We start from the raw sequence: 21,099 nt of genomic DNA, 5'->3' as shown, positions 1-21,099 counted from the left end.
GTCTTGTTAAATGGTGGGGCGCGGGGGAATCGAACCCCCATGGCGCGCTCCTAGGTGAACTACAGTTTGTATCTAAGCCTGTGCCCCGCTCGAAATAGAATCTACCAACCAGGTACCCCAGTAACGCCACGATTCCACCTTTTACGTTTTTCATAATATTGTTATTACTATTTCTCTTCATTTCTGCTTCCTCCTGTACCAAAGTTACCAATGGAGCAGTCGATAGTTCTATTCCGAGCGACACATCAACTTCTACACTTGCCGTAATCCAAACTCCTAAGTCTTTACATAGCTGATATTCAGCTGATTTCTAATTCAAGTTGTGACATTTAACGTTTATATAAGACTCGCGCATTTTTTCGCGCGTCGACTTGACACTTTGTTAGGTGATTTTAATTGCAGTAATACCCTGAACATTTAGCATTTGGTGTTTTATCATAGCGATTTGAAATGCCGTCATTGTCGTTATCACGATAGTTATACGACGAATTTTTCTTGTTTGTTGCACCTAACCCAGAGCTGTATTCGTCTCTTTGGCTTCCACCATTACTTTGAGAGTTTATATTGTTAGATCTTACGGCATCTGGACTGCTACGATAATACCCTTGAACATATGTGCCATTTGATTTCGTATAACCTTTGACATATTTATCAGCGTAAATGCTAGAAGAAAAACTAAAGATAAAAATAGACAAAACTCCAGTTAAAAATATTTTTTCCATTTCATTTCTCCATGCCAAGTGAATTTAAGGGGGGTTAGTTGCGAGCATTTGAACACCTAACGCTCGGAACAGCGGAAAATTTGAAGCGGAGCGAGTAATTTTTCCGACTGCTTGCGCTTGTTATACGTGACCTGTCACAGAACTCCCAAAAAAGTCATGATGATTCTTGATAATGAATATTTAGGAATCTCTTGTTCTTTGTAAAAGTTGCACGAACGTGATTGCTTATCTTGAGCTTCAATATTAGCAAATCCTCCGGCGACAACATGTCCTTGTTTAAGGTTAATATATATTGCTTATTGGCTAGACTTCCTAGTGTAGAGTTGATGTAATCAAGGTTCTTTATGAGGGTGTCTCGATCAACTTCGAATATGTTGTCATGAATTAGTAAACCGGGATGTCGGTCTTCAGTACTCTGTGATGTCAAAAGTGCATAGTCATAAAAAAACACCTTTTCTCTATCGATACTGTGGCTTCCATCATCATAAATTCTTAAGTCAAATTTTACGATCTCTTTATTATCTTTGACCCCTATATCAAACGAGCATTGTTGATTTCCATAGACATATTCATGCATTTCTAAAATTAAAGACTCTATAGATTCCACTGAATCTTTGGCTTCAATAACATATGTATCTAGTAAATGAATTTGGTTTTTTCTCTCAATATCTTTGTCTTTTCTTTCCTGTTCGTGATTGCTGAATGCTTCAAGGAAAGAGTTCAAAGATGAATAGTCTTCCATTTTTCTTTGGTGTATAGCAATTGTTTTCTTTAGACTTTTTAGAAGCCCTTCTTGGTCTAATAGTGTCACTTTTTCTTTGTAGCGATTATCTAGTGCCTTCAGTTCTTGGTCTAGTGCGCCGATTTCTTTGGTGACGTTTTCTTTTCTTTCATTTATAAGTGAGCGTTGAAAATCATCAATTTTCTTTTTGAATGCGCTAACTTCTGACAACTCTTTTTTGATTAGGTCACCTAGCCCATCCTTAAATTGATTGTATAGATCCGCAACTTCATCTTCATCTATGTAGTTATCGCCTTTGAATAACTGTATTTTTGAAATTTCGGATTTTAGAACTTCTTGACGCGCACGTTTATCTTCAATTTCATCTTCAAGCGCGATAATTTCAGATTTTACTATGTCGTAGCCTTCTGTATTTTCAAGTCTATCAATATCCTTTTGAGTCTTTTCAACTTGATTTTTCAAATCATTTAGGTCTGCTTTTGCCTCTGAAATATTTTTACCGGTTAATGCCTCAACGTTTTCCTTTACTTTGGATTTGGCTGCTCTTATCTTTTCTAAATCTCTGTTTAGTTGTTTTGCTTGATTATAGGAAGCTGGATTAATCCCTAGTAAGTAAAGGTGCGGCTCATAGTCTGGCGGTATGCGTTTATCTGTATCAAAGCACTTGATGATAGATTTGAATTCTGATTTTTCATCTCTAATTAGGGGGCCAAGAATAGATCGAAATGATGGAGATTCATTTGTGCTAATTGATCCGAAAGTTAAAGATGTTAAATACTCTAAAACCTGACTTTTAGTTGCTACTGGCTTGAGCTTGCCGTTGACGTAAAGTTGCGGAAAGTCTTCTTTGAATACATTCCTTCGAATAGTAATTTTCTTATCGTCAATCTCGAAGTCTAAGCAAATCTCGAAATCTTCAGGTAAATCATTTTTTGGTATCTTCGATACCCGGCTTTTACCGTGATCTTTAAGAAGTGCATAGTTGATAAATTCAACGCACAGAGACTTTCCAACTCCGTTAGTTTTAACGGATTTGTCAGTTGTCTCGCCAAGTATAAGATTGACCCCATTGAAAAAATCAATCGGTTCAAAAAGGCTTGGTTCGCTGTATAGTCTTCTAATCGTTAGCATTTGAGATTATATACGGTTCGTCAAATTCAATAATGTCTAATGTATACAGAAATAATATTCCGTAATAAAGGCTTTTGGCTCCAATTTTGTTGCTTTTTCTAAGAGAACGTGCGGCATCAAAAATGCTGATCGTTCGACTTTCAGAGGCATTAAGCAGTTTCAAAATTTCTGCACCAATGACAGGAGCCGACTTTTCTAAATTTTCATTTTTTGAAACTAAGTTAGCCATTGTTCACCTTCCTGTTAGGAAAGACATTGCATTTTATAAGTTGGTCCACAATGTAGAATTCAGCTGCGCATGCATCAAATGAGAATCCTAGATTCGATAGGTGGTTTTTAAACGATTCCACTAATTCATCTAAAGCAGCTTTTGGGTTACCATCAGATTTCGTTAAAATATCGTCGCTATAGCCTTTTAAATATGTTCCCGCACGGCGTAGTGCTTGTGATCCTATGTCACTTTCTTCGTTTATGGCGTCAAGTACCTTTCCGTATTCAATATATAGATCGTAGTATCGGTTGGTTAAATATGTGGCGTGGTCAGCGAAACGTCTATGAATTTTGTTGTCAGGGTCGGGGTCTTCAATGAAGCCATTTCCTGCGTCTGGATGCTTTTCGTTACTTAGCATTTCAATCATTGCCAAAATGGTATTAACTTCGTTTGGCAAGGTTGAGTCAGGCTGATCCTGTAACTCCTTTATCAAAAAGTCACGGATAGCTTTTATTTTTTCAATATCAGTGAGATATTTAATATCCTTTAGGATATCATTTACATCCCAAATATCGTTTTCGGTGTTGATTGAAAACTGATCATTGCCTATATTCTTGTCTTTGTGTTTGCTCTTTTTGGCAATGTTTAAAATAATCAAGCGGTCGTATTTTTCGAACAGCTTATGTTCAATAAATTTATCCACCGTCGTTTTTGTTTTCTTTAACGATGAGGTTGACGTTACCTGAACAGATATTTTGTTGTTTAAGTCTCTAAGGTCTATGGCTGCGGCATTTGGGTCAAACTGGTTTGCGTTCTTTAAGTTGTAGCCATAAACAAGATTTAATATTTGTTCATAGAAATCCTCAGAAAAATTATTCACATCTGTTAGATTCAACTTGTTACTTGCTTCAACCAAAGGTGGAATGCGTGTAAGTAGAGTGATGATAGTTGTTATGTATTCCTGCTTCTTGGTCATTATTTGTCCGTTTTTCCCTTCAACCTTACTTCTTGCACTGGTGATGATGATAGTAGATACAGAACTTTTTATCGCCCATGATTGCCCGTATAACAGTGTTAATAAGCGGAAGTATTGTTCCACGTATTAAAATGGAGATAGGTGGATAGTACTTCCAAGTACATTCATATTAAGAGCCAAAAATGGGCAGCTTGTTGGCTAGTAATATATTTTTTTATCACAGTTGAATATAGCATAACTTTTTAAGGCTGACGTTACGCAGTTTTACGCGTTTAGTAATGGTTTGTTATGCTTGGTGAGGTGGCTCAAGTAAGTATTTAGTTTAAATTAAAAAATGGGCTTTCATAATACCTATGATCGGCGCTCATACCTTTGTAATAGAAGCCATTCAAAGATTTTTTATATAAGATTACGCGATAAAGAAACCAGCCTTGCCCATTTAGTGATTTTTTGATTGTTGTTTAAGATGATGGTACTTAGCGCAGGAGCTTTCTTTTTTCTTTTGGGTTTTAGAATTATGATTTCCCATTAACTCTGCAGTAGCAATATTGCATTCAGTTCTAGCTAGTTGGAGAGGGGTTTTTACAGTGGCCTCTCGTATATTAGCTATTGTTGGTTTAAATGTCATGGAAGCATTGCAATACATATTCTTCATTTTTGTATATTTCCAATGTTCTTTTTTGCCTTTTTGTAAATGTAAGCAAGTTTCATTAAATAGTGATTTAGCTGCCAATGTGCATCTAGAAAATTCCTCGATGTTCAGGTTGTATGTGTTACATACGGATTTAGGCACAATACGCCATAATTGATATGAATAAGGGACTTGAATATTTTGGTGTTCTACAACAACGCTTTGGATTTCTGTACCTAATAAGTCGGTCATTTTATTGGTAACATTAAATGAAACTAGTTCAAGGTACGATGCGAAAATTACTGATATTGGATCCATTCCTTTACATCCTTATTTTGATTCTAAACTTAACAGCTGAGACTGAACTCCCACCATCATTCGGCAGAGCTTATAAGCGTGGTTTCAATAGAAAGTTGCTTGGCTGGCTAAATACACCCCGCAAAGCGCTATTGTGCCGCCAGCAAACCGGCTAAAGAATTGTGCCTTTGTTTTTTTCATCAGTACGGCTAAGGCTATGCCGCTTGAATGCAGTACGGCGGTAGCCAACGCAAAACCAAGCGCATACGATACAGCGCTCATTGAGGTGGGCATTTCTGAACCATGGGCATAGCCATGAAAAATAGCAAATACGCCAACCACTAAGCAGCTATACATCAGTGGGAGTTTAAAGGCGCCCGTAATTAAGATGCCTAAAACCAAAATAGAAAGCAAAATGCCTTCTTCAACAAATGGTAGTGGAATATTTGTAAGCCCCAGCAAGCCGCCTAAAAGCATAACAGCGACAAAGGTGCCAGTAACACGCCATAAGGCTTGGCCGCCTATTTGGGTAGCCCAAATTCCCACTGCTAGCATAGCCAATAGATGATCTGCCCCGCCGATGGGGTGCGCTAATCCGTGTAGAAACCCCGCTGTTTGATCAATGCCCGTATGAGCGAAGGCAATACTGGGCAAAAAAAGGAATAAAACTAATAATGTGGGTAGTTTTTGTTGCATTGCGTTTCTCCTAGAGTAAATAAAAGGCGCGAGCTGTGAGTTGTTCAGTTCACGCTTTTAGGTTTTTGCAGGGTCTTTTTCATTACTGTGTTAGCGCAGCGACCTGTGAGGCTACTTAATCACTCGTGTGACTCGGCTTCGGCGGCCAACTCGTCCATAGGTATTGCGATTTCTGGTGGCACTTCGTTATAAATAACTACGCCATATAACCCGATTAATAAAATAATCATTAGGCCGCCAAACACGGCTACTGATTTATTTTTGATGTAATGGAGGATCGATTTAAAATTGAAACTTAGGTGCGCTAGAACCGCTAGTATCATGATTAGGCCAAACAGTTTATGCACCGGATGCATTTGAATTGTAAAAGATGGCTTCTCAATAACAAACATCAAAAGCCCCGAGGTGGACATGGCGATAAACGAAACAAAAAGGGCTACGGCGACAATTTTCCTGAACATATTAACTCTCCAATTTTTAGTGTGTGACTGATCACGTTTGAACTGAGTTGACCATACTACAGCGTGCATCTAAACGAAACGATATAATGCGGGCCATGTTGGCTAATCCTTCCTAAGCGCTTCAAACTTAGCGGCCATTGTGGGATTCTTTTTTGTTAACTTTTTAACGGTTAGGTCGTCTGCTTTGTTGTTGGCTAAGCGCAGGTTGTTTTCTGAGCCAAGAAGGGCATCCTTAGTTTTCTGAAGGTGGTCGATTGTTTTATCAATTTCGGTAATGGCGGTTTTAAACTTTTTAGATGCTAAATCGTAATTTCGCGCAAAGCCTGTTTTAAATGCATCAAGTTCTTCTTCAAAATGAGTAATATCAACATTTTGGGCTTTTACAATGGCCAGTTCTTGTTTGTATTTAAGTGAATTTTGAGCCGCATTGCGTAGCAACGTTATTATCGGAATAAAGAACTGCGGCCTAATTACGTACATTTTTTTGTAGCGATGTGAGACATCAACAATGCCCGAGTTATACAGTTCACTATCGGGTTCTAAAAGCGACACAAGAACAGCGTACTCACAATTTTTTTCATGTCTGTCTTTATCGAGTTCTTTGAGAAAATCTTCGTTCTTTTTCTTAGTTGCCGTTTCGTCACTTTCATTCTTCATCTCAAACATGATGGAGACAGTTTCAATGTCATTTTCATCTTTATCGCGGAAAATGTAGTCGCCTTTGCTGCCAGTGCGAGCATCATTGTCTTTTTCAAAATAAGATTTTGGGAAAGCAGTCGGCCGGATACGGTTAAACTCTGTTTCACAATGTTGTTCAAGCGTTTCGCCAACCATTTTGGTAGACAGGCGCGCTTTCATGTCTTTAAGGCGTTCAATCGTGTCTTCAAGGTCATTAATACGTGTTTCGTATTTATCCTTTAAGGATATTTCTGACATTGTTTTTTCACTTTCTTTCGCGCTAAGTACGGCTTTAAGGTGTTGAATCTCTTTGTCTTTCTCCGCAGATGTTTTTTGTAGCTGATTGGAGTGATTTGCCTCTGCCAGCTCAGACGCGGCTTTTTTTTCTAGCTCGGCTTGCCTTAATCTATTGGCTAAATCATCGCGTTCCTTTTCTACTGCTTTAACCGCCTCAGAAACAGCCAGCTGCTTTGACGTATCACCTGCCTCTAACCTTGCTTTCAGGTCTTGTATTTCTGCATCTTTGGCAGCTGAATTTTTTTGCGCATCGTTCGTTGCTTGTTGTTTAGCCAGCTCGACGGCATTAATTTTTTCTTTTTCAGCAATGTCTAAGCGCTCATTTAGCTGCTGTGTAAATTCGCTATCACGAACCTGCTTCACGATATCCGCGTACCCAGCTTCATCAATTTTGAATGCTTTTTTACATTCAGGGCAATGTATATCTTGCATGGTATTTGTTCCTTTGTTGGTGCCTTTTGGTAGTGGCTACTGTATTGTTCTGTCGCATTTTTAGCTTGATTTTAGCCCAGCTGATAACTGTTCAAAATAGCGATTTGTTAACGGTTTGACGGTTGATGAAACTCAATAACATTTTTATCAGGGTCTCTAATAAAAAAGAACTGTGCGTCTTCAAACTCAACTTCTTCAGTAATGGTAATGCCCAGTGCTTTTATAGTCTTTCGTGCAGATTCGATATTCGTTACCTCTAATGCAACATGAGTATAACCCGTATTTTTTGCGGCAATATCCATCAGTACATTTTCTGTGCAATCAGAATCTGCGTTGAGAATAAAGTTTATATTAATACCAGATGGGTGCTCCATAATGGCAACAGGTTCCGGCCCGATAGGGCCAGCGATAAATTCAAACCCTAGTTGCTGGTAGAACTGTCTAGAGGCGTTCAGGTTTTTAACTCGTAACCCAATATGATTAATTCGGGTAATTTCTTTCACCGTGTATTTTCCCTATTTATTTAGGTTTTTGTTTACCGCCTGCTTCAGCAACAGTTTGGAGTGTTTTTATAGATTAGTGAGTAGTTTATTCATCTTTCCCGCTAGCTCAAAATCCAGTTCGCTTAAACCGCCAACATCATGGGTCGTTAGGCTGATATTAACTTTGTTATAAACGTTAAACCATTCAGGGTGGTGGTTCATTGCTTCAGCTGTTATTGCGGCAGAGGCCATAAAACCAAAAGCCAGTGCAAAATTAGGAAACGTACACTCTCGGTAAAGCTTGCCTTCTTTTAAACCCCAGTCTTTTATTTCGCCATTTTTCAAACGAGATTCGGCTTCCGTTAATGAGATTAGTTTTTTCATGGTAATCATTACGCCTCTTAAGTTATCAATCGGTTTTGGTTATTGGGGAACGGCAGCCTATTTTTCCCTGTTAAAAAGCAGCAGCAGACAATACTTCCAACATATTGAAACCCAAGCTTTTTATCCCCTAATTATGTTGCGCCTTGTTGTCCTATTGAGTCCCTTATTAGCCATTAAATAGTGGATGAATCACATTGTTGATGAAGTTTATTCCTTTCTCCGTATGGATCCAAAAAAAACCACTTAAATTCAAAATAATAGTGACCCAATAAACACGTTTAAACTCTTTTTTGTTCGACTTGTGGCGCAATTTCTTTTGAGCAAAAAAAGCACCCGGCCAGCCTCCAATTAGTGAAAGTAGATGCAGCGTGCTTTCTTTTATTCTCCAATGGTTTTTTTGAGCTGCAGATTTATCAATTGCGTATGTGGCAAAAGTAATAAGGCTCATCACAATATAAATGCTGGTGATAATTAGGGGTAGCTTGCCAAAATAAGTTGAGGTTAATAGCACAGCGCAAAAAAACGCTATAAAGATCTCACCAAAATGACTGCCTTTTTTTGCTTGGCTTCTTTTCTTTACGTGTCTAGCATCACGAGCAAATTGAATGTTTTCAGCTTTATAACGGTTATTATTGTCCTGAACTAATTCGTACACAATCACTTCGCCATTAACGGGCCGACGTGAGCGAGGTTTAAAGGCTTTAATATGCACGAAAGCGCGTTTTCCTCCACCATTTGGCTCGACAAAACCAAAACCCTTCTCATCATTCCAGTTTAAAACTTTACCTTGAAATTTCATGTTTTTGCTTTAATTTGGCTAGCGTTTTATATAAGACGCGCGCACATTTTGCGCGTCGTGCTTGATATTTTTGTTAAGTATTAAAATATGCAGCAATTGAAAAAATTAACGCAATAATTGACAAAAAAAGGGGAATGGTAAAGCGTAAATAAGATTGTTCATGCTCTGCCAATACTGCTGATAGTAGAGGGAATTGTACGACATGGCGATCAGAACCTATTTGTTTCGCAAATAAAGCAATCAGAGTCCCATCCTCTTGTTTGTACCCATGTTTTTGGTTTAGGTGATAGTAAAGACGACCAAAGACAATTTCTGGGTCTAAATTTAAATTTCTCGCAATCAACTCGCAGTCAATCGGCACATATATTTTTGTATCACGAGATGGTTTCTCTTTGTCAAAGTTACAAAAATCTGAATAGTATATTTTGTACACCTCTTTGAGAATAACTCTGTCTGTTACATTCTTACTCATACCTCTTCCTTGTTACTTAACACTGTTAATAAGCGGAAGCAAAGTTCCACTTATCAAGTAGAGATAAGTGGCTAATACTTCCATGTATTTTTATATTGGCAGCTAAACGTAAATAGGTTGTTGTCTAGTAATATAGTGAGTTGTTATAGCTGAATATAACACAACTATTTTTATCGCCTAAGGTTACGCAGTTTTTAGGCCGTTGAATGAAGATCAGTTGGGGGTTTAGTTAGCCTGCGTAGCTAAGCATTGAATTGAGTAGAAGAAATGGGTATGTATAACAAGTACAGGTGATCGTTTTGTCGCTAATGAAGGCTAGCTGCTTGCCCATAGGCGGATAAGGTTGTGATAGATGCCGGTTAAGTGGCGTACTTCGTTGTCGTCGGCTCCTCTTTCTATGGTTAGTGTTTGAATGCTTTGGTCGAGGGTGTACAACATTTCTCGTTGCTGGTTGTCGCGTATCATGCTCTCTAACCAGAAAAAGGAACAAACTCTCGCTCCTTTAGTAACCTTTAGAACCTGATGTAAGCTAGTTGATGGGTATAAAATTAAATCTCCAGCGGCTAGTTTTACTTGTTGAGCACCATAAGTTGTTTCAATAACCAGTTCACCACCGTCATACTCTTTGGGGTCAGATAGGAATAAGGTGCAAGAAAGGTCTGTGCGCATTATTTGGTGGTCGGGCAGGTGCATAATGGCGTTATCAACATGGGGCCCATAATGGTCGGCGTTGTTATAACGATTAAATTTGGGTGGGAATATTTTTTTGGGTAACGCGGCGGATAAAAACTGCGGGTGTCGCCCTAAGACTTTTAAAATATGATTGCCTAATTCAATAGCAAGGTCTGACTGATCTTGAATTTGCTGGTTAACCTTAACTTGTTTTGCTTGGCCTCCGGCGGTTATTTTGCCATCTTCCCAGGTTGTTTTATCTAGGGCTGTGCGAAACTGTTCAACGGTTTTTTTATCTAGTACATTATTGATAGGAAGTAGCATAAAACTGTATGTTGTAAACGTTATTAAGGCTGGGTAAAGGTGCACTCTGTATTAATTTCTTGCAGAGTTGAACAGCCAGTTAAGGCCATTGTTACTTCTAGTTCTTCTCTTAACAAGCGTAACATATGGGCAACCCCTAAGGCCCCAGCAACTGCTAAGGCATACATTTGTGGGCGACCAATCAGTACGGCATTTGCGCCGTATGCAATGGCTTTAAAAATATCTGCTCCACGGCGCACACCACTGTCTAGCAAAACAGGAAACTCTGCGCCAACACGATGGCGAATAGAGGGTAGGGCGGTGATGCTAGCGGGGACACCATCAAGCGCTCTGCCGCCATGATTAGAAACAACAAGCCCTGCAAATCCCATTTCTTTTACACACGCTGCATCAGCCGGGTGCAAAATACCTTTGATAATAATGGGTAGGTCGGTTTGTTGTTGTAACCACTGTAAGTCTTGCCAAGTGGGTGCATCTTTCATTATGCCTTGGAAAATAATACTTTGTGTGCGGTTTAATTGTCGTTGTGTAGGGGAGGGTTTGCCCTCAAGGTTTGCTTCGCGGACATCTTGCGGCAACGTGAAATTTGCCCGTTGTGCGCGGTTTCTTAAGCCATTGATCGGTACATCAAGGGTAACAACAAGGGCACTATAGCCGGCTTTTTCTGCGCGCTTAATTAGCGAGAGGGTGAACTCTTTAGTGTCTTGAAAATACAGTTGAAACCACTTTCTATAATGCGTTGTGTTGGCAATTTGCTCTAGTGTGGTAGATGAAAGCGTGCTGGCTATAAAACCGGCTTCCATTGCCTCGGCAGCTGCTGCGCTGGCAAGTTCTCCATCTGGGTGAGCTAATTGTTGATGTGCCACCGGCGCTAAGAAAATAGGGTGGCGATACTGCTCGCCAAATAGCGTTAATTCGGTTGAACCTTGAGATACATCTTGTAAAACTCGGTTATAAAGGCCGATATCGTCAAATGCTTTTTGATTGTTTTTTAAGGTAATTTCGTTAGCCGACCCACCGGCAATATATTCAAAATGTGGGTGAGATATAAAGTGCTTTGCTAGCTTTTCATAATCATTAACGGCTGCAATATCAGGCGGTATTTGTGTCAGTTTTTCTTGTCGGGTTGGTTTTTCTTTCATGGGGCGCCTAGCCGTTGGTGGTCAAAATATAATACTTGGGGCCTAAGTTGCCTTAGGCCCCAGCAACCAAATTATTACGCTTTAATTGTTATGTCTAAAACTCATACGCTAAGGTGAGTTGGGCATTACGAGCATCGCCAATATAGGTGAAGCCACCATTTCGATAACCGGCTAAATAGTAGTCTTCGTCTGTAATATTGCTTATGTTCAAGCTTGCTTTAAGTTTTTTGTTAATGTCATAACTGGCAAAAATGTCATACACAGTATAGCTCGGTATTTCATAATCATCAGCTGGACTATCGGGTTGCCCAACAAACATATTACTGGAATACGTTGCAATACTACCAAAGGCAAACTTAGGTGTTGCTTGGTAACGCAACTGCAAGTAAACGCTATCATCTGCAAAGTTACTCAAGGGCTTGTTCTTATAATCGACAAGGTCGCCACCTCGGCCTATGGCAGAAGATTTTAAAATTTCAGACTCCATCATGGTTGCGCCAAACTGCACACTTAATGCCTTGGTAATATTACCTACGGCGGAAACCTCAATGCCTTCTACTTGGTTTTTACCTGTGTTTAAGGTGCCTATAGAAGAGTATGCGTCGCCAACACTTTCCATTACATCATCTTTTACAGTTCGGAAAATAGCGGCAGTTAACAAGAGCTTGTTATTTAAAACGTTCCATTTTGTGCCCAGTTCAACACTTTTTGTTTTTTCTGGTTTGCTGTTTTCAACTTGCAGGTTGTCACTTCCACAAAGCCCGCCATAACCACAATTACCGCCTAGATCAGATTCTCCACCGTTAATATTGCTAGAGGTACTATAGGTTAGGTAAACATTGCCTTGCTTATTGATATTGTAAACAGTGCCAATATGTCCATTCCACAGGGTGTCGGAATAAGAGAATTTAGTTGGAACAGTCGCGCCATAGCTCAGTACCGAGTTATCGTAATCAAAGCGGTCGGCTCGTATACCTAAAAACAGCGACCAATGATCATTAAAAGTAATGGTATCCATTGCCGATAATGATATGGTTTTTATGGAGTAATCGGAGTCTTTAGCTGCTTTGGTGATGTCACGCTCCAGTAAGCCATTAAGGTTATTGATCTCTTTGCCATTACCGTCCAAGATGCAATAATTTGGAGAACCGCCTCCTTGGCTTGCGACGATACAATTGGTTGCGCCATTATTAGTAACGTTATAGGTTCCATTAATGACGCCAATATCAGAGTATTCCGCACCAAAAACAAATTGATGCTTATTGCCCGCCAGTTCCCTATCCACAAACAGGTTAAATTGGTTTGCAAAATAGGTGACATCTTGCCAACCTTGGTGCGCTCTGCTTTCAATAGTAATGGTGGCTGCGCCCGGGGCAACGGGGTCACTAATATCCCTTGTTGCGCCAAAAGCGCCTGTTGTTACATAACCATTTTCGGTCGTGCCGTAACGGGTTGAGTTTTCTATTCTTAAGGCATCGTTAATTTCATAATTAAGACGGAAGGTTCCCACATTAACGGTTGATTCTAGAAAGTCTTCGTCTTGTACATACGATGGAATGTTATTGGCCACTTTAGAGTCGGTAATGTGGTAACTACCTAGGTCGGGTGAGTCTTCTGCATTTAAGTAGTAATAATCAGCCGTCAGTTTTAATTTATCAGTGGCCTGGTGGCTACCGGATAAGGCAAGACCTGTGCGCTCTTGGTCTGCAGGGTCGCGATCTGGAACATCTTTTTCGCTATACAATAGGTTAAGCCTTACTGCCGTATCATCATTAATTTTATGGTTGCTATCTAAGGTCAGCTCTCCAAAATTGTCTGTCCCTAAACCAGCTGATATTTTATTGAAGTCGTACTCTGTGCTGGCCTGTTTGGTTACCCCATTAATGGCGCCGCCTGTTGAGCCTCGGCCTGCAAAGGTGGAGCTGGGTCCTTTGGTAATTTCAACTTGTTCTAAGGCAAAGCTTTCACGAGTTGTCATTCCTGGGTCACGTAAACCATCCACAAAAACATCACTACGCGCTTCATGTCCTCTAATAATATAACGGTCACCAAAGGCATTGCCATTTTCACCAGTTCCTAGGGTAATACCGGGCTGGGCAGCTAAAATATCCCGTAAGCCTGTTTTTCCCGAGTCTTGAATGGCTGTTTGTGTAATCACGCTGATTGTTTGAGGCGTATCGGCCAACTCTTTTACATGCCGACTATCGGCTGAAATTTTTGCTTTATACGGTGCAGATTTTTCTGTGTAAGGGTTGGTATCAATTGTTCGCTCTTCAATTTGTAATGCATCTAAAACAATAGCATCGCTTTCTTGTGCAATGGCGTTGTTTGCTGTGGCACCTAGTAGTACCGTTTGTACACAAATTGCTAGCGCTGTTTTGCGAAATGGAAATGCCGTTTTATTTCGCACCTTGAGTTTGGCCGATCTACTGCTTGCGGGGGCTGTCATTATTTGCTCCTTAATAAGTTGAGTTGGTAATAAGTGAATATTCAAGGGGAATGATCAGGGTTAATTGATCACGTGGTATTGAATTTGGGATGGCGGGCATTGGGCTTGCCTTGTCTAGGATGTCTAGGGCTGCTTTATCCAGTAAGGGGTAACCAGAGCTTTTGTGAACACTAGCGGATAACAGCTGACCTTTTTTATTTATAGTGAATTTCAGCGTGACGACGCCTTCTTGTTTTTTCTTTTTTAAGGCGGCAGGGTAATTTTTATATTGGTTTAGCCAAGCGATTAAGCTTGAGAAATAATCCTTTTTACCTAAGCGGTTCCCTGAGTTTGCTTCTGCCCCTTTTCCGCTTGCGCGAACCAGTGCTTCAGACTTTGATTGCTCCTTGCTATTGCTGGTTTGTTCTTCTGGTACTTCTGGTTTTTCTGTTACTTCAGGGTCTTCTGGTTCTGCTGTCTGTTTCAGCTGGGCTGGCTTTTTTTGTTCAGAGTGCTGTACTAATACGGCATCCTTTGTTGGTTTTTTTGTGGTTACGGCAGCCACAGTAGGCGCCGGTTTTTTAACCGGCTTATTGGTTTTTTTTGGTGCTTTAGTGACCGGTTTGCTTATAACTTTTTTTTCTGGCTTAGTTTTTTTCTCGAGTTTTTGCTTTTTTTCCTTTTCAATTTGATCTATATAAGAGCCTTGCATGCCCAAGCCAATTTGAATGCCGTTTTCGCCTAAGTCGCTAGCTCCACTTGGTTCTGGGACAGGGCTTAACATATAGCCAGCTGCCGCCGCTAGATGCAGGGCAATGGAAACAAAAAAGGCTAAAGACCATTCTGAAATACGCATTTATTTGGCCGACGAAGCTTGCGCATAAAGGGTTATTTTAAAAATACCTTTTTTGCGTAAAATGCTAAGTGTTTTATCAAGGTCAACGGCTTGAACACGTCTATCAGCTTCAAGCGCTAACAGCGTATTGGCCTCTATGAGAGAGTCTAAATGTAGGTCTAGCTTTTCAAGAGAGGTTTTAACGCCATTAAGGTAAAGCTCATTTTTATCAGTGAGTTGTAGAGTCACCGTTTTCTCGACAGCTTGAGCACCGTTTTCTGAAACAGGCAATTCAATACCTTGGTCTTGGATATCCCGCATATGCCCTGCAATCATAAAAAACACGAGCAGTAGAAAAACAATATTGATCATAGGGATCATATTGCTATCACCCTGTTGGCTACTTTTAGCTGATATTAGGCGCTGGTTAACCATTTTTATTTGCCGTTTGCTTAAGTGACTGACCGAGGGATAATGTCTGGAAGCCCAGTCTATTGAGTCGCTCCATTGCCGAAACTATTGATTGAACCTGTGTTTTGGCGTTAGGTAAGATGACCGTTGGTTTGTGAATATTGAGTGATTCTAAGAGGGTAGAATCTGTTAGCTTGAACGTTGATTCTTTACCAAGCAATGTTAGTGAACCATCTTCATGCAGCTCAATTAATTGAGGCTTTTCCAACGTAGTCTCGTGACTTGCAACGGGTGATTGCAAATCAAAACCATTATTTTTGCTAAAGGATGAAGTCAACATAAAGAAAAACAATAAAATGAAAACCACATCGACTAGCGCTGTCAAACTGACCTGTTTCTTTGGCCGCGGGTTAATTAATAAGGGGTTCATTAAGCTTGGGCCACTTCACGTAACGGTTTAACCGATTTTCTTTCGGCTTGGATTGTAAAAACCCTATCCAAATCATCCTGAATGAGTATCGCCTGAACTTCGATTTTGCGCTCAAACCAGCTATGAATAATTGAAGTCGGAATAGCAACGGCAACACCCATTGCGGTGGTCATTAGAGCCATCCAGATGCCGCCAGAAAGGATGGCTGGGTTAACTTGGCTTCCCGCCGCTTCCATTGCTTTAAATGCTTCAACCATGCCTAAAACAGTGCCTAGCAGCCCTAATAAGGGAGCCAGTGAGGCAATAACTTCTAGAACGCGGAGGTACTTAGCAAGGTCGGCTAGTGCAAAGCGAGCCTTTCTTAAAATTTCGTTTTTTGCTTCTTCTGTAGACAGGACGCCGCTATCTAATAATTGAAGTGCTTGGGCGATCAGTGTTGACCTTAAATGACGCTGGCCATTAACCAGCACAATCGCTTGGGCAACTTTATTTTGCTTAAAGTTTGAAAACGCTTCTCCAATAGAAGATTTTGAAGTATCCCTCAATTGCCAAAACTGCCAAATTTTTAACAGGGTGACCGTTAGCGAGACAACAGAAAAGACAATAAGTAACCAAACAACGGGACCGCTTGTTATTAATAAATGAGACATGAAAACACCTTAACCATAATGAATTTAACTAATGAGAATGTTAATGATAATCATTCTCATTAGTTATTGTCAATAAGTCTGACAACTAAGTGCTTAAATTTGAACGAGCTGATCTATAGCAGCCTTGTTGCTATATGAAAGGTGATACGATAAGGCCGCAAACGTAAACGCTCATAACAATGAGGTAGCCGCATAAAGTTTTTAATGGCAGTAGAATGGGAACGACGTTGAAAAGCTTGGGGGTATTCTATAAATGTTGTTCAGCGTTTATTGCAACTGGTGACCGTGGAAAAATAGAGGATAAATATTATGTTAGCACTTGAGCTTGACCCTGTATTACTGGCGCGTATTCAATTCGCCTTCACGATTAGTTTTCACATTGTTTTTCCGGCATTCACGATTGGCTTGGCAAGTTGGCTTGCTGTTGTTGAGGGGCTGTATCTGAAAACAGGCAAAAATGTTTATAGAGAAATCTACAAAATGTGGATTAAGATTTTTGCGGTGTGCTTTGGGATGGGTGTTGTCTCGGGTGTTGTGATGTCCTATCAGTTTGGTACTAACTGGTCTGTTTTTTCCGATAAAGTTGGCAATGTTATTGGGCCGCTTCTAGGCTACGAAGTGCTAACAGCGTTCTTTTTGGAAGCATCTTTTCTTGGCATTATGCTTTTTGGTTGGGGCCGTGTGAGCAAGAAAATGCATTTTGTTTCCACCTTAATTGTAGCTTTTGGCACGCTTGTTTCCGCGTTTTGGATTTTGTCAGCCAATAGTTGGATGCAAACCCCTCAGGGTTTTGAAGTAAGGGCCGATGGTTTGCTGTATGCCACAAATTGGATGGAAGTTATTTTTAACCCATCTTTCCCTGTGCGTTTTCTTCATATGGTAACAGCAGCCTATCTGACAACCGCTTTTGTTGTAGGCGGGGTTGGGGCCTATTATTTATGGCGAAAAATCCATGTTGAACACGCTAAAGTGATGTTTTCTATGGCGATGCTGATGGCGGTGTTTGTTGCACCAACCCAGTTGCTTATAGGCCATGCACATGGTGAAAACACAATGGAATATCAGCCTATCAAGGTGGCTGCGATGGAGGGAAACTGGGAGCGTGGTGGCAATAAACCGCTGTACCTTTTTGGCATACCGAATGAAGAAACCGAAAGTACAGATTATGGTATTACTATTCCTAACGGCGCTAGTTTGATCTTAACAGGTTCTGCAGAGGGGGTTGTGCCTGGGTTGAAAGAGGTCGCAAAAGAAGATCGCCCTCCGGTGGCTATTGTGTTTTGGTCTTTCCGCGTTATGGTTGGCTTGGGTGTGGCAATGATACTAACGGGTATTTTGGCTGCCATTTTATATTTCAGAAAACGCTTGTTTGATGTTAAGTCCTTTCAATTATGGTGCATGGCAATGATGCCAAGCGGGTTTATAGCATTGTTAGCTGGTTGGTTTGTAACGGAGGTAGGACGCCAACCCTTTACGGTTTATGGCATTGTTAGAACGGCGGAGAGTATTTCTCCAGTTATCGCAGAACAACTGGCCTTGAGCTTAGGTATTTTTGTTGTGGCTTATACGCTGATTTTTGGCACGGGTAGTTATTATATTTTGAAATTAATTGGCAAGGGGCCCAACCAAGATAAGTCGGGTAATGGCTATTATGAACACGGGCAAGAGGCGGTTGCACCTAATCTAGCCAGCAACATTGGAAAGGAGGGTAAAAATGTTTGATTTATCACCATGGCTAGACCTACCTTTAATATGGGGCGCTTTAATCGCAACAGCTGTTTTTATATATGTCTTGTTGGATGGCTTTGATTTGGGCTGTGGCATATTATTTCCATTTGCGCCTAGCGATAAATGCCGTAGCAAAATAATGAATTCGATCGCGCCGTTTTGGGATGGTAACGAAACGTGGCTTGTTCTTGGTGGGGGCGGTCTTTTTGCGGCTTTTCCAGTTGCGTATGCGATAGTGATGCCGGCACTTTATTTACCCGTTATTTTAATGCTGATAGGGCTCATTTTTCGTGGTGTCGCCTTTGAATTTCGTTTTAAAACGGAGGGAAGAGACCGCAAACTATGGGATGTGTCTTTCCACGTTGGCTCGTTATTGGCTGCGTTTATGCAGGGCGTAATTTTGGGTAATTTTGTACAAGGCTTTGAGGTTGTTGAGCGAGGTTTTGCCGGCGGTCCGCTTGACTGGGCTAATGGGTTTGCAGTAATAACAGGTATTTCGCTAGTGTTTGGCTATGCGCTGATTGGCGCAACATGGCTCATATGGAAATGTGAGGATGATACCCAGCGCTGGGCACGTGCTGTGGCGCGATATGTTATCGGCTTTGTAGCATTGGCAATGGGCTTAGTGAGTTTGTGTATGCCATTTATTGACGAACGCATTCTGACGTTGTGGTTTTCTATGCCCAATATGTTTTTTCTGGCACCGGTTCCTATTATTACGTTTTGCGCTTTTGTTTTACTTTGGAAAGACTTACATAGCGAGCGCGAGATTCGTCCGTTTTTGCTCACCATCTTCATATTTTTACTCGGTTATGTGGGGCTAGGTATCAGCTTGTTTCCATGGATTGTTCCGTTTAGTTTTACCCTTTGGGATGCGGCCGCTGCCTCAACATCGCAATCATTCTTATTAGTTGGAACCGCGGTGTTTTTGCCCATTATTCTAGTGTATACGGGATATAGTTATTACATATTTAGGGGTAAAGCTGATGATAAAGCCATGTATTAAAAGCGGGCTAATTGTTGCGTGTTTATTGTGTTATGCAGTCAGTTTTGCACAAGAGCCTGTCTTTTCTTATGTTGAGGAAGCAAGAGGCATTACCCAGCAATTTCAACAAACATTAAAGCAGGAATTACAGGCGGCGATTAAAACAGGTGGTTTAAAAAAAGCCGTCGATGTGTGTAGTCTTCGCGCACCTGAAATTGCAGAAAAAATGGCAGACGAAACAGGCTGGGCAATAGGGCGTACCTCGATAAAAACACGTCATCAAAACAACAAGCCCACAGCACAAGAAAAGGCGGTTTTAGACGAGTTTGTAAGCAGGAAAAGTGCGGGTGAAGACCTTGCCGAAATGGAATGGTGGCAACAGCAGGGCACAAGCATAATGTATATGAAGGCAATTCCAATGCAGGGCTTGTGTTTAAGTTGCCATGGCATAACGGTAGAGACCTCACTTAAAAATCATATCAAGGAGCTCTACCCTCGCGATACCGCGATGGGCTTTAAAATAGGTGAGATTCGCGGAGCATTTAGCTTGCAAAAATATATAGAGTTAGCTAATGGACAAATTATTAAGTAAATATTTATCGCCTAAACAAAAACAATGGGCATGGTTTGTGATTCTTTGGTGCTTTGGTTTGTTCTGTGTCATGAGTATGGGCGCGGTGATCAAATTTATTATGAACATTTAGTGTTATTTCATAACTTCAACATGTTTATAGGTCAAAAATACGTGTTGAAGAAAAGTAATCAAAGTTGAACTGAGTCAATTCACCTGCTTGTTGCCCAGGCACGGGTAATAAACGGACGGTTAAAGGTTTATTTAAGGACAGAGACAACATCGCTGTGTCTCGCATTAACCCCTCAATTTTTTTCTGAGGTGTATTGCCACTAACAGGGATGACATCCAAGCCGGTACCGCCAACAGCTGCGCAAGCCAATAGCGTTGCGATATTAAAATTCTCACTGATAGCGTTTTGTGCGAGCACTGCATCTTCTAGTGGCAAAAGCATGACCGCACAGTAGCCGGCGCGATTAAAGTTAGCGGCATCCAAGCTTTGTTTGATTAAACCAATGGCTGCCATTGTGCCGGGGCCACCAAAAGGTTCGTTTGTGAGCAGTTCCACAATACGACCAAAAGAACGAGGAATGCTTGGATAGGGTGATGGCGTCATATCAATGCCGCGGTAGGTTATATTAGTGAGCGCGGCAGCTTCGGTTCCCAACTGATCAAGCGTTGCTCCGAGGTGGTTAAACGTGGCTGTTAAGGACGGCTCTGCTAACCAGCGCTGTTCAGTATTATCAAAGGTTTCTAATAAGTCGACAAGGATATCTGCGGATTCGATAGCCATTGAAAAGGCGGTTGAGCTGTTTCCATCGTGCCAAGCGGCAGGAAAAAACGGGCTAAATGCTGGCATATTGGCGACCATGCAATAGCGTAAATTACCAAAACCGTCTTCTTTGATGGTTGAGTTATCCACCACGACTTGCGCTGCAGGTGGCAGGCAGTCTGTTTTGAGTCCATTTGCCTGATCGGCCAATTGTACGGAGGTAAATACCCAATCAGTTGCCTCAATGATGGCAGGGATTCCAGCCATAAGTTGTTTGATTAAGCTGTTTTCAGTGCTTGCCTCGTCAGTGCTTAAGCTTGCTCCAAGTGTCCCTAGGGCTACATGTTTAAAGCCTGCTTGATTGGCAACTTGTTCGTACTGGCTGGCAAACAAGGCTAAATGCTCAGCGCTGGCGCCTTCGGGGAAAATTTTTTCGAGTGGTTGGCTGGCTAGGCGTAAACTTTGCACGGCAAAACCTGCGTCAGTAAATAACTTTTTAACCTGCAAGGCTTGTTTGCCGAGAGGTGCAATTTGTTGCTCCATCTGTTGTTTGTCGGTATTGATTGGCAGTTCAGTGAAAAAGGTAAGGGCGCGAATTTCCATCTGGTCTCCTGAGTAAAGCGTTGTGCAGCGATTAAATGTGTATTGGGAATCTTAATAGGTTGATAGTTAATATATCAGAACCGGTGAGTGCCAGTGCATAGCTAAAAAGAAACCCCTTCAGATGGTTTAGCAAATTT

23 protein-coding genes are annotated in these 21,099 nt (G+C 41.0%); 3 read left to right on the top strand and 20 right to left on the bottom strand.

Features of this window, described 5'->3' with window-relative positions; genetic code table 11:
- Positions 1-392: 392 nt before the first annotated feature.
- From CPC19_RS11415 to CPC19_RS11325, 19 genes are all read right to left on the bottom strand, one after another.
- Complete coding sequence (locus CPC19_RS11415) at positions 393-722, bottom strand: hypothetical protein (protein WP_016390969.1); 330 nt, start codon at positions 720-722, stop codon at positions 393-395.
- A gap of 154 nt (positions 723-876) precedes the next feature.
- Positions 877-2,595, bottom strand: a complete 1,719-nt coding sequence (locus CPC19_RS11410; RefSeq protein WP_016390968.1) for a DUF2326 domain-containing protein — start codon at positions 2,593-2,595, stop codon at positions 877-879.
- Entirely contained in the window at positions 2,582-2,824 is a 243-nt protein-coding gene (locus CPC19_RS11405) for a hypothetical protein (protein WP_016390967.1), read from the bottom strand. The genes CPC19_RS11410 and CPC19_RS11405 overlap by 14 nt, the downstream gene beginning before the upstream one ends.
- A complete protein-coding gene (locus CPC19_RS11400) occupies positions 2,817-3,905 on the bottom strand; it encodes an SMEK domain-containing protein (protein ID WP_201765932.1) in 1,089 nt (362 codons plus the stop codon). Before CPC19_RS11400 ends, CPC19_RS11405 begins: the two co-directional genes overlap by 8 nt.
- 316 nt (positions 3,906-4,221) lie before the next feature.
- Complete coding sequence (locus tag CPC19_RS11395) at positions 4,222-4,731, bottom strand: hypothetical protein (RefSeq protein WP_016390965.1); 510 nt, start codon at positions 4,729-4,731, stop codon at positions 4,222-4,224.
- 84 nt (positions 4,732-4,815) lie between these two features.
- Complete coding sequence (locus CPC19_RS11390; protein WP_016390964.1) at positions 4,816-5,406, bottom strand: HupE/UreJ family protein; 591 nt, start codon at positions 5,404-5,406, stop codon at positions 4,816-4,818.
- A 119-nt stretch (positions 5,407-5,525) separates the two neighbouring features.
- Positions 5,526-5,867 carry a DUF4405 domain-containing protein gene (locus tag CPC19_RS11385; RefSeq protein ID WP_015005149.1) on the bottom strand — a complete coding sequence of 114 codons (342 nt, stop codon included), beginning with the start codon at positions 5,865-5,867 and terminating at the stop codon, positions 5,526-5,528.
- A gap of 102 nt (positions 5,868-5,969) precedes the next feature.
- On the bottom strand, positions 5,970-7,274 hold the full coding sequence (locus tag CPC19_RS11380) for a DUF2130 domain-containing protein (protein WP_016390963.1): 1,305 nt from the start codon (positions 7,272-7,274) through the stop codon (positions 5,970-5,972).
- Between the two features lie 107 nt (positions 7,275-7,381).
- Entirely contained in the window at positions 7,382-7,777 is a 396-nt protein-coding gene (locus tag CPC19_RS11375; protein WP_016390962.1) for a VOC family protein, read from the bottom strand.
- 66 nt (positions 7,778-7,843) lie between these two features.
- Positions 7,844-8,140: a 4a-hydroxytetrahydrobiopterin dehydratase gene (locus CPC19_RS11370; RefSeq protein ID WP_035851124.1), complete on the bottom strand. Its 297-nt coding sequence runs from the start codon at positions 8,138-8,140 to the stop codon at positions 7,844-7,846.
- A gap of 166 nt (positions 8,141-8,306) precedes the next feature.
- Positions 8,307-8,939: a cold shock and DUF1294 domain-containing protein gene (locus CPC19_RS11365; RefSeq protein ID WP_016390960.1), complete on the bottom strand. Its 633-nt coding sequence runs from the start codon at positions 8,937-8,939 to the stop codon at positions 8,307-8,309.
- Positions 8,940-9,012: 73 nt separating this feature from the next.
- The gene (locus tag CPC19_RS11360) at positions 9,013-9,411 is read right to left on the bottom strand and encodes a hypothetical protein (protein WP_016390959.1); all 399 of its coding nucleotides are present in this window, start codon (positions 9,409-9,411) and stop codon (positions 9,013-9,015) included.
- Positions 9,412-9,726: 315 nt separating this feature from the next.
- Positions 9,727-10,407 (bottom strand): Fe2+-dependent dioxygenase, encoded by a 681-nt coding sequence (locus CPC19_RS11355; protein ID WP_035851092.1) that lies wholly within the window; start codon positions 10,405-10,407, stop codon positions 9,727-9,729.
- A 23-nt stretch (positions 10,408-10,430) separates the two neighbouring features.
- Positions 10,431-11,549 carry an alpha-hydroxy acid oxidase gene (locus CPC19_RS11350; protein WP_016390957.1) on the bottom strand — a complete coding sequence of 373 codons (1,119 nt, stop codon included), beginning with the start codon at positions 11,547-11,549 and terminating at the stop codon, positions 10,431-10,433.
- Positions 11,550-11,643: 94 nt separating this feature from the next.
- A complete protein-coding gene (locus tag CPC19_RS11345; protein ID WP_016390956.1) occupies positions 11,644-13,998 on the bottom strand; it encodes a TonB-dependent siderophore receptor in 2,355 nt (784 codons plus the stop codon).
- A 10-nt stretch (positions 13,999-14,008) separates the two neighbouring features.
- A complete protein-coding gene (locus CPC19_RS11340) occupies positions 14,009-14,833 on the bottom strand; it encodes an energy transducer TonB (protein ID WP_016390955.1) in 825 nt (274 codons plus the stop codon).
- A complete protein-coding gene (locus CPC19_RS11335) occupies positions 14,834-15,193 on the bottom strand; it encodes a biopolymer transporter ExbD (RefSeq protein WP_236610546.1) in 360 nt (119 codons plus the stop codon).
- 46 nt (positions 15,194-15,239) lie between these two features.
- Positions 15,240-15,653: a biopolymer transporter ExbD gene (locus CPC19_RS11330; protein WP_016390954.1), complete on the bottom strand. Its 414-nt coding sequence runs from the start codon at positions 15,651-15,653 to the stop codon at positions 15,240-15,242.
- Positions 15,653-16,303 carry a MotA/TolQ/ExbB proton channel family protein gene (locus CPC19_RS11325; RefSeq protein ID WP_016390953.1) on the bottom strand — a complete coding sequence of 217 codons (651 nt, stop codon included), beginning with the start codon at positions 16,301-16,303 and terminating at the stop codon, positions 15,653-15,655. Before CPC19_RS11325 ends, CPC19_RS11330 begins: the two co-directional genes overlap by 1 nt.
- A gap of 309 nt (positions 16,304-16,612) precedes the next feature.
- On the opposite strand from CPC19_RS11325, the gene CPC19_RS11320 reads away from it, so the two are divergent.
- Genes CPC19_RS11320 through CPC19_RS11310 form a run of 3 tightly spaced genes read left to right on the top strand, consistent with a single transcriptional unit; the run spans position 16,613 to position 19,608 of the window.
- Entirely contained in the window at positions 16,613-18,025 is a 1,413-nt protein-coding gene (locus CPC19_RS11320) for a cytochrome ubiquinol oxidase subunit I (protein ID WP_016390952.1), read from the top strand.
- Positions 18,018-19,037: a cytochrome d ubiquinol oxidase subunit II gene (cydB, locus tag CPC19_RS11315; RefSeq protein WP_016390951.1), complete on the top strand. Its 1,020-nt coding sequence runs from the start codon at positions 18,018-18,020 to the stop codon at positions 19,035-19,037. The genes CPC19_RS11320 and cydB overlap by 8 nt, the downstream gene beginning before the upstream one ends.
- The gene (locus tag CPC19_RS11310; protein WP_016390950.1) at positions 19,018-19,608 is read left to right on the top strand and encodes a DUF3365 domain-containing protein; all 591 of its coding nucleotides are present in this window, start codon (positions 19,018-19,020) and stop codon (positions 19,606-19,608) included. Before cydB ends, CPC19_RS11310 begins: the two co-directional genes overlap by 20 nt.
- Positions 19,609-19,744: 136 nt before the next feature.
- On the opposite strand, the gene CPC19_RS11305 is transcribed toward CPC19_RS11310, so the two are convergent.
- Positions 19,745-20,962: a DUF711 family protein gene (locus tag CPC19_RS11305; RefSeq protein ID WP_016390948.1), complete on the bottom strand. Its 1,218-nt coding sequence runs from the start codon at positions 20,960-20,962 to the stop codon at positions 19,745-19,747.
- Positions 20,963-21,099 lie beyond the last annotated feature (137 nt).

The sequence above is a fragment of the Cycloclasticus sp. PY97N genome, from assembly GCF_002443175.1.
GTDB classification, from domain to species: Bacteria; Pseudomonadota; Gammaproteobacteria; order Methylococcales; family Cycloclasticaceae; genus Cycloclasticus; species Cycloclasticus pugetii.
The sequence above is the reverse complement of the archived record's forward strand: the minus strand, read 5'-3'. Positions and strand labels throughout refer to the sequence as shown.

What these genes read in the sequence shown, in the direction of transcription:
- CPC19_RS11415 (WP_016390969.1), bottom strand. Translation starts at nt 722, where the DNA reads ATGGAAAAAATATTTTTAACTGGAGTTTTGTCTATTTTTATCTTTAGT.
- CPC19_RS11410 (WP_016390968.1), bottom strand. Translation starts at nt 2,595, where the DNA reads ATGCTAACGATTAGAAGACTATACAGCGAACCAAGCCTTTTTGAACCG.
- CPC19_RS11405 (WP_016390967.1), bottom strand. Translation starts at nt 2,824, where the DNA reads ATGGCTAACTTAGTTTCAAAAAATGAAAATTTAGAAAAGTCGGCTCCT.
- CPC19_RS11395 (WP_016390965.1), bottom strand. Translation starts at nt 4,731, where the DNA reads ATGGATCCAATATCAGTAATTTTCGCATCGTACCTTGAACTAGTTTCA.
- CPC19_RS11390 (WP_016390964.1), bottom strand. Translation starts at nt 5,406, where the DNA reads ATGCAACAAAAACTACCCACATTATTAGTTTTATTCCTTTTTTTGCCC.
- CPC19_RS11385 (WP_015005149.1), bottom strand. Translation starts at nt 5,867, where the DNA reads ATGTTCAGGAAAATTGTCGCCGTAGCCCTTTTTGTTTCGTTTATCGCC.
- CPC19_RS11380 (WP_016390963.1), bottom strand. Translation starts at nt 7,274, where the DNA reads ATGCAAGATATACATTGCCCTGAATGTAAAAAAGCATTCAAAATTGAT.
- CPC19_RS11370 (WP_035851124.1), bottom strand. Translation starts at nt 8,140, where the DNA reads ATGAAAAAACTAATCTCATTAACGGAAGCCGAATCTCGTTTGAAAAAT.
- CPC19_RS11365 (WP_016390960.1), bottom strand. Translation starts at nt 8,939, where the DNA reads ATGAAATTTCAAGGTAAAGTTTTAAACTGGAATGATGAGAAGGGTTTT.
- CPC19_RS11360 (WP_016390959.1), bottom strand. Translation starts at nt 9,411, where the DNA reads ATGAGTAAGAATGTAACAGACAGAGTTATTCTCAAAGAGGTGTACAAA.
- CPC19_RS11355 (WP_035851092.1), bottom strand. Translation starts at nt 10,407, where the DNA reads ATGCTACTTCCTATCAATAATGTACTAGATAAAAAAACCGTTGAACAG.
- CPC19_RS11350 (WP_016390957.1), bottom strand. Translation starts at nt 11,549, where the DNA reads ATGAAAGAAAAACCAACCCGACAAGAAAAACTGACACAAATACCGCCT.
- CPC19_RS11345 (WP_016390956.1), bottom strand. Translation starts at nt 13,998, where the DNA reads ATGACAGCCCCCGCAAGCAGTAGATCGGCCAAACTCAAGGTGCGAAAT.
- CPC19_RS11340 (WP_016390955.1), bottom strand. Translation starts at nt 14,833, where the DNA reads ATGCGTATTTCAGAATGGTCTTTAGCCTTTTTTGTTTCCATTGCCCTG.
- CPC19_RS11335 (WP_236610546.1), bottom strand. Translation starts at nt 15,193, where the DNA reads ATGATCCCTATGATCAATATTGTTTTTCTACTGCTCGTGTTTTTTATG.
- CPC19_RS11330 (WP_016390954.1), bottom strand. Translation starts at nt 15,653, where the DNA reads ATGAACCCCTTATTAATTAACCCGCGGCCAAAGAAACAGGTCAGTTTG.
- CPC19_RS11325 (WP_016390953.1), bottom strand. Translation starts at nt 16,303, where the DNA reads ATGTCTCATTTATTAATAACAAGCGGTCCCGTTGTTTGGTTACTTATT.
- CPC19_RS11320 (WP_016390952.1), top strand. Translation starts at nt 16,613, where the DNA reads ATGTTAGCACTTGAGCTTGACCCTGTATTACTGGCGCGTATTCAATTC.
- cydB (WP_016390951.1), top strand. Translation starts at nt 18,018, where the DNA reads ATGTTTGATTTATCACCATGGCTAGACCTACCTTTAATATGGGGCGCT.
- CPC19_RS11310 (WP_016390950.1), top strand. Translation starts at nt 19,018, where the DNA reads ATGATAAAGCCATGTATTAAAAGCGGGCTAATTGTTGCGTGTTTATTG.
- CPC19_RS11305 (WP_016390948.1), bottom strand. Translation starts at nt 20,962, where the DNA reads ATGGAAATTCGCGCCCTTACCTTTTTCACTGAACTGCCAATCAATACC.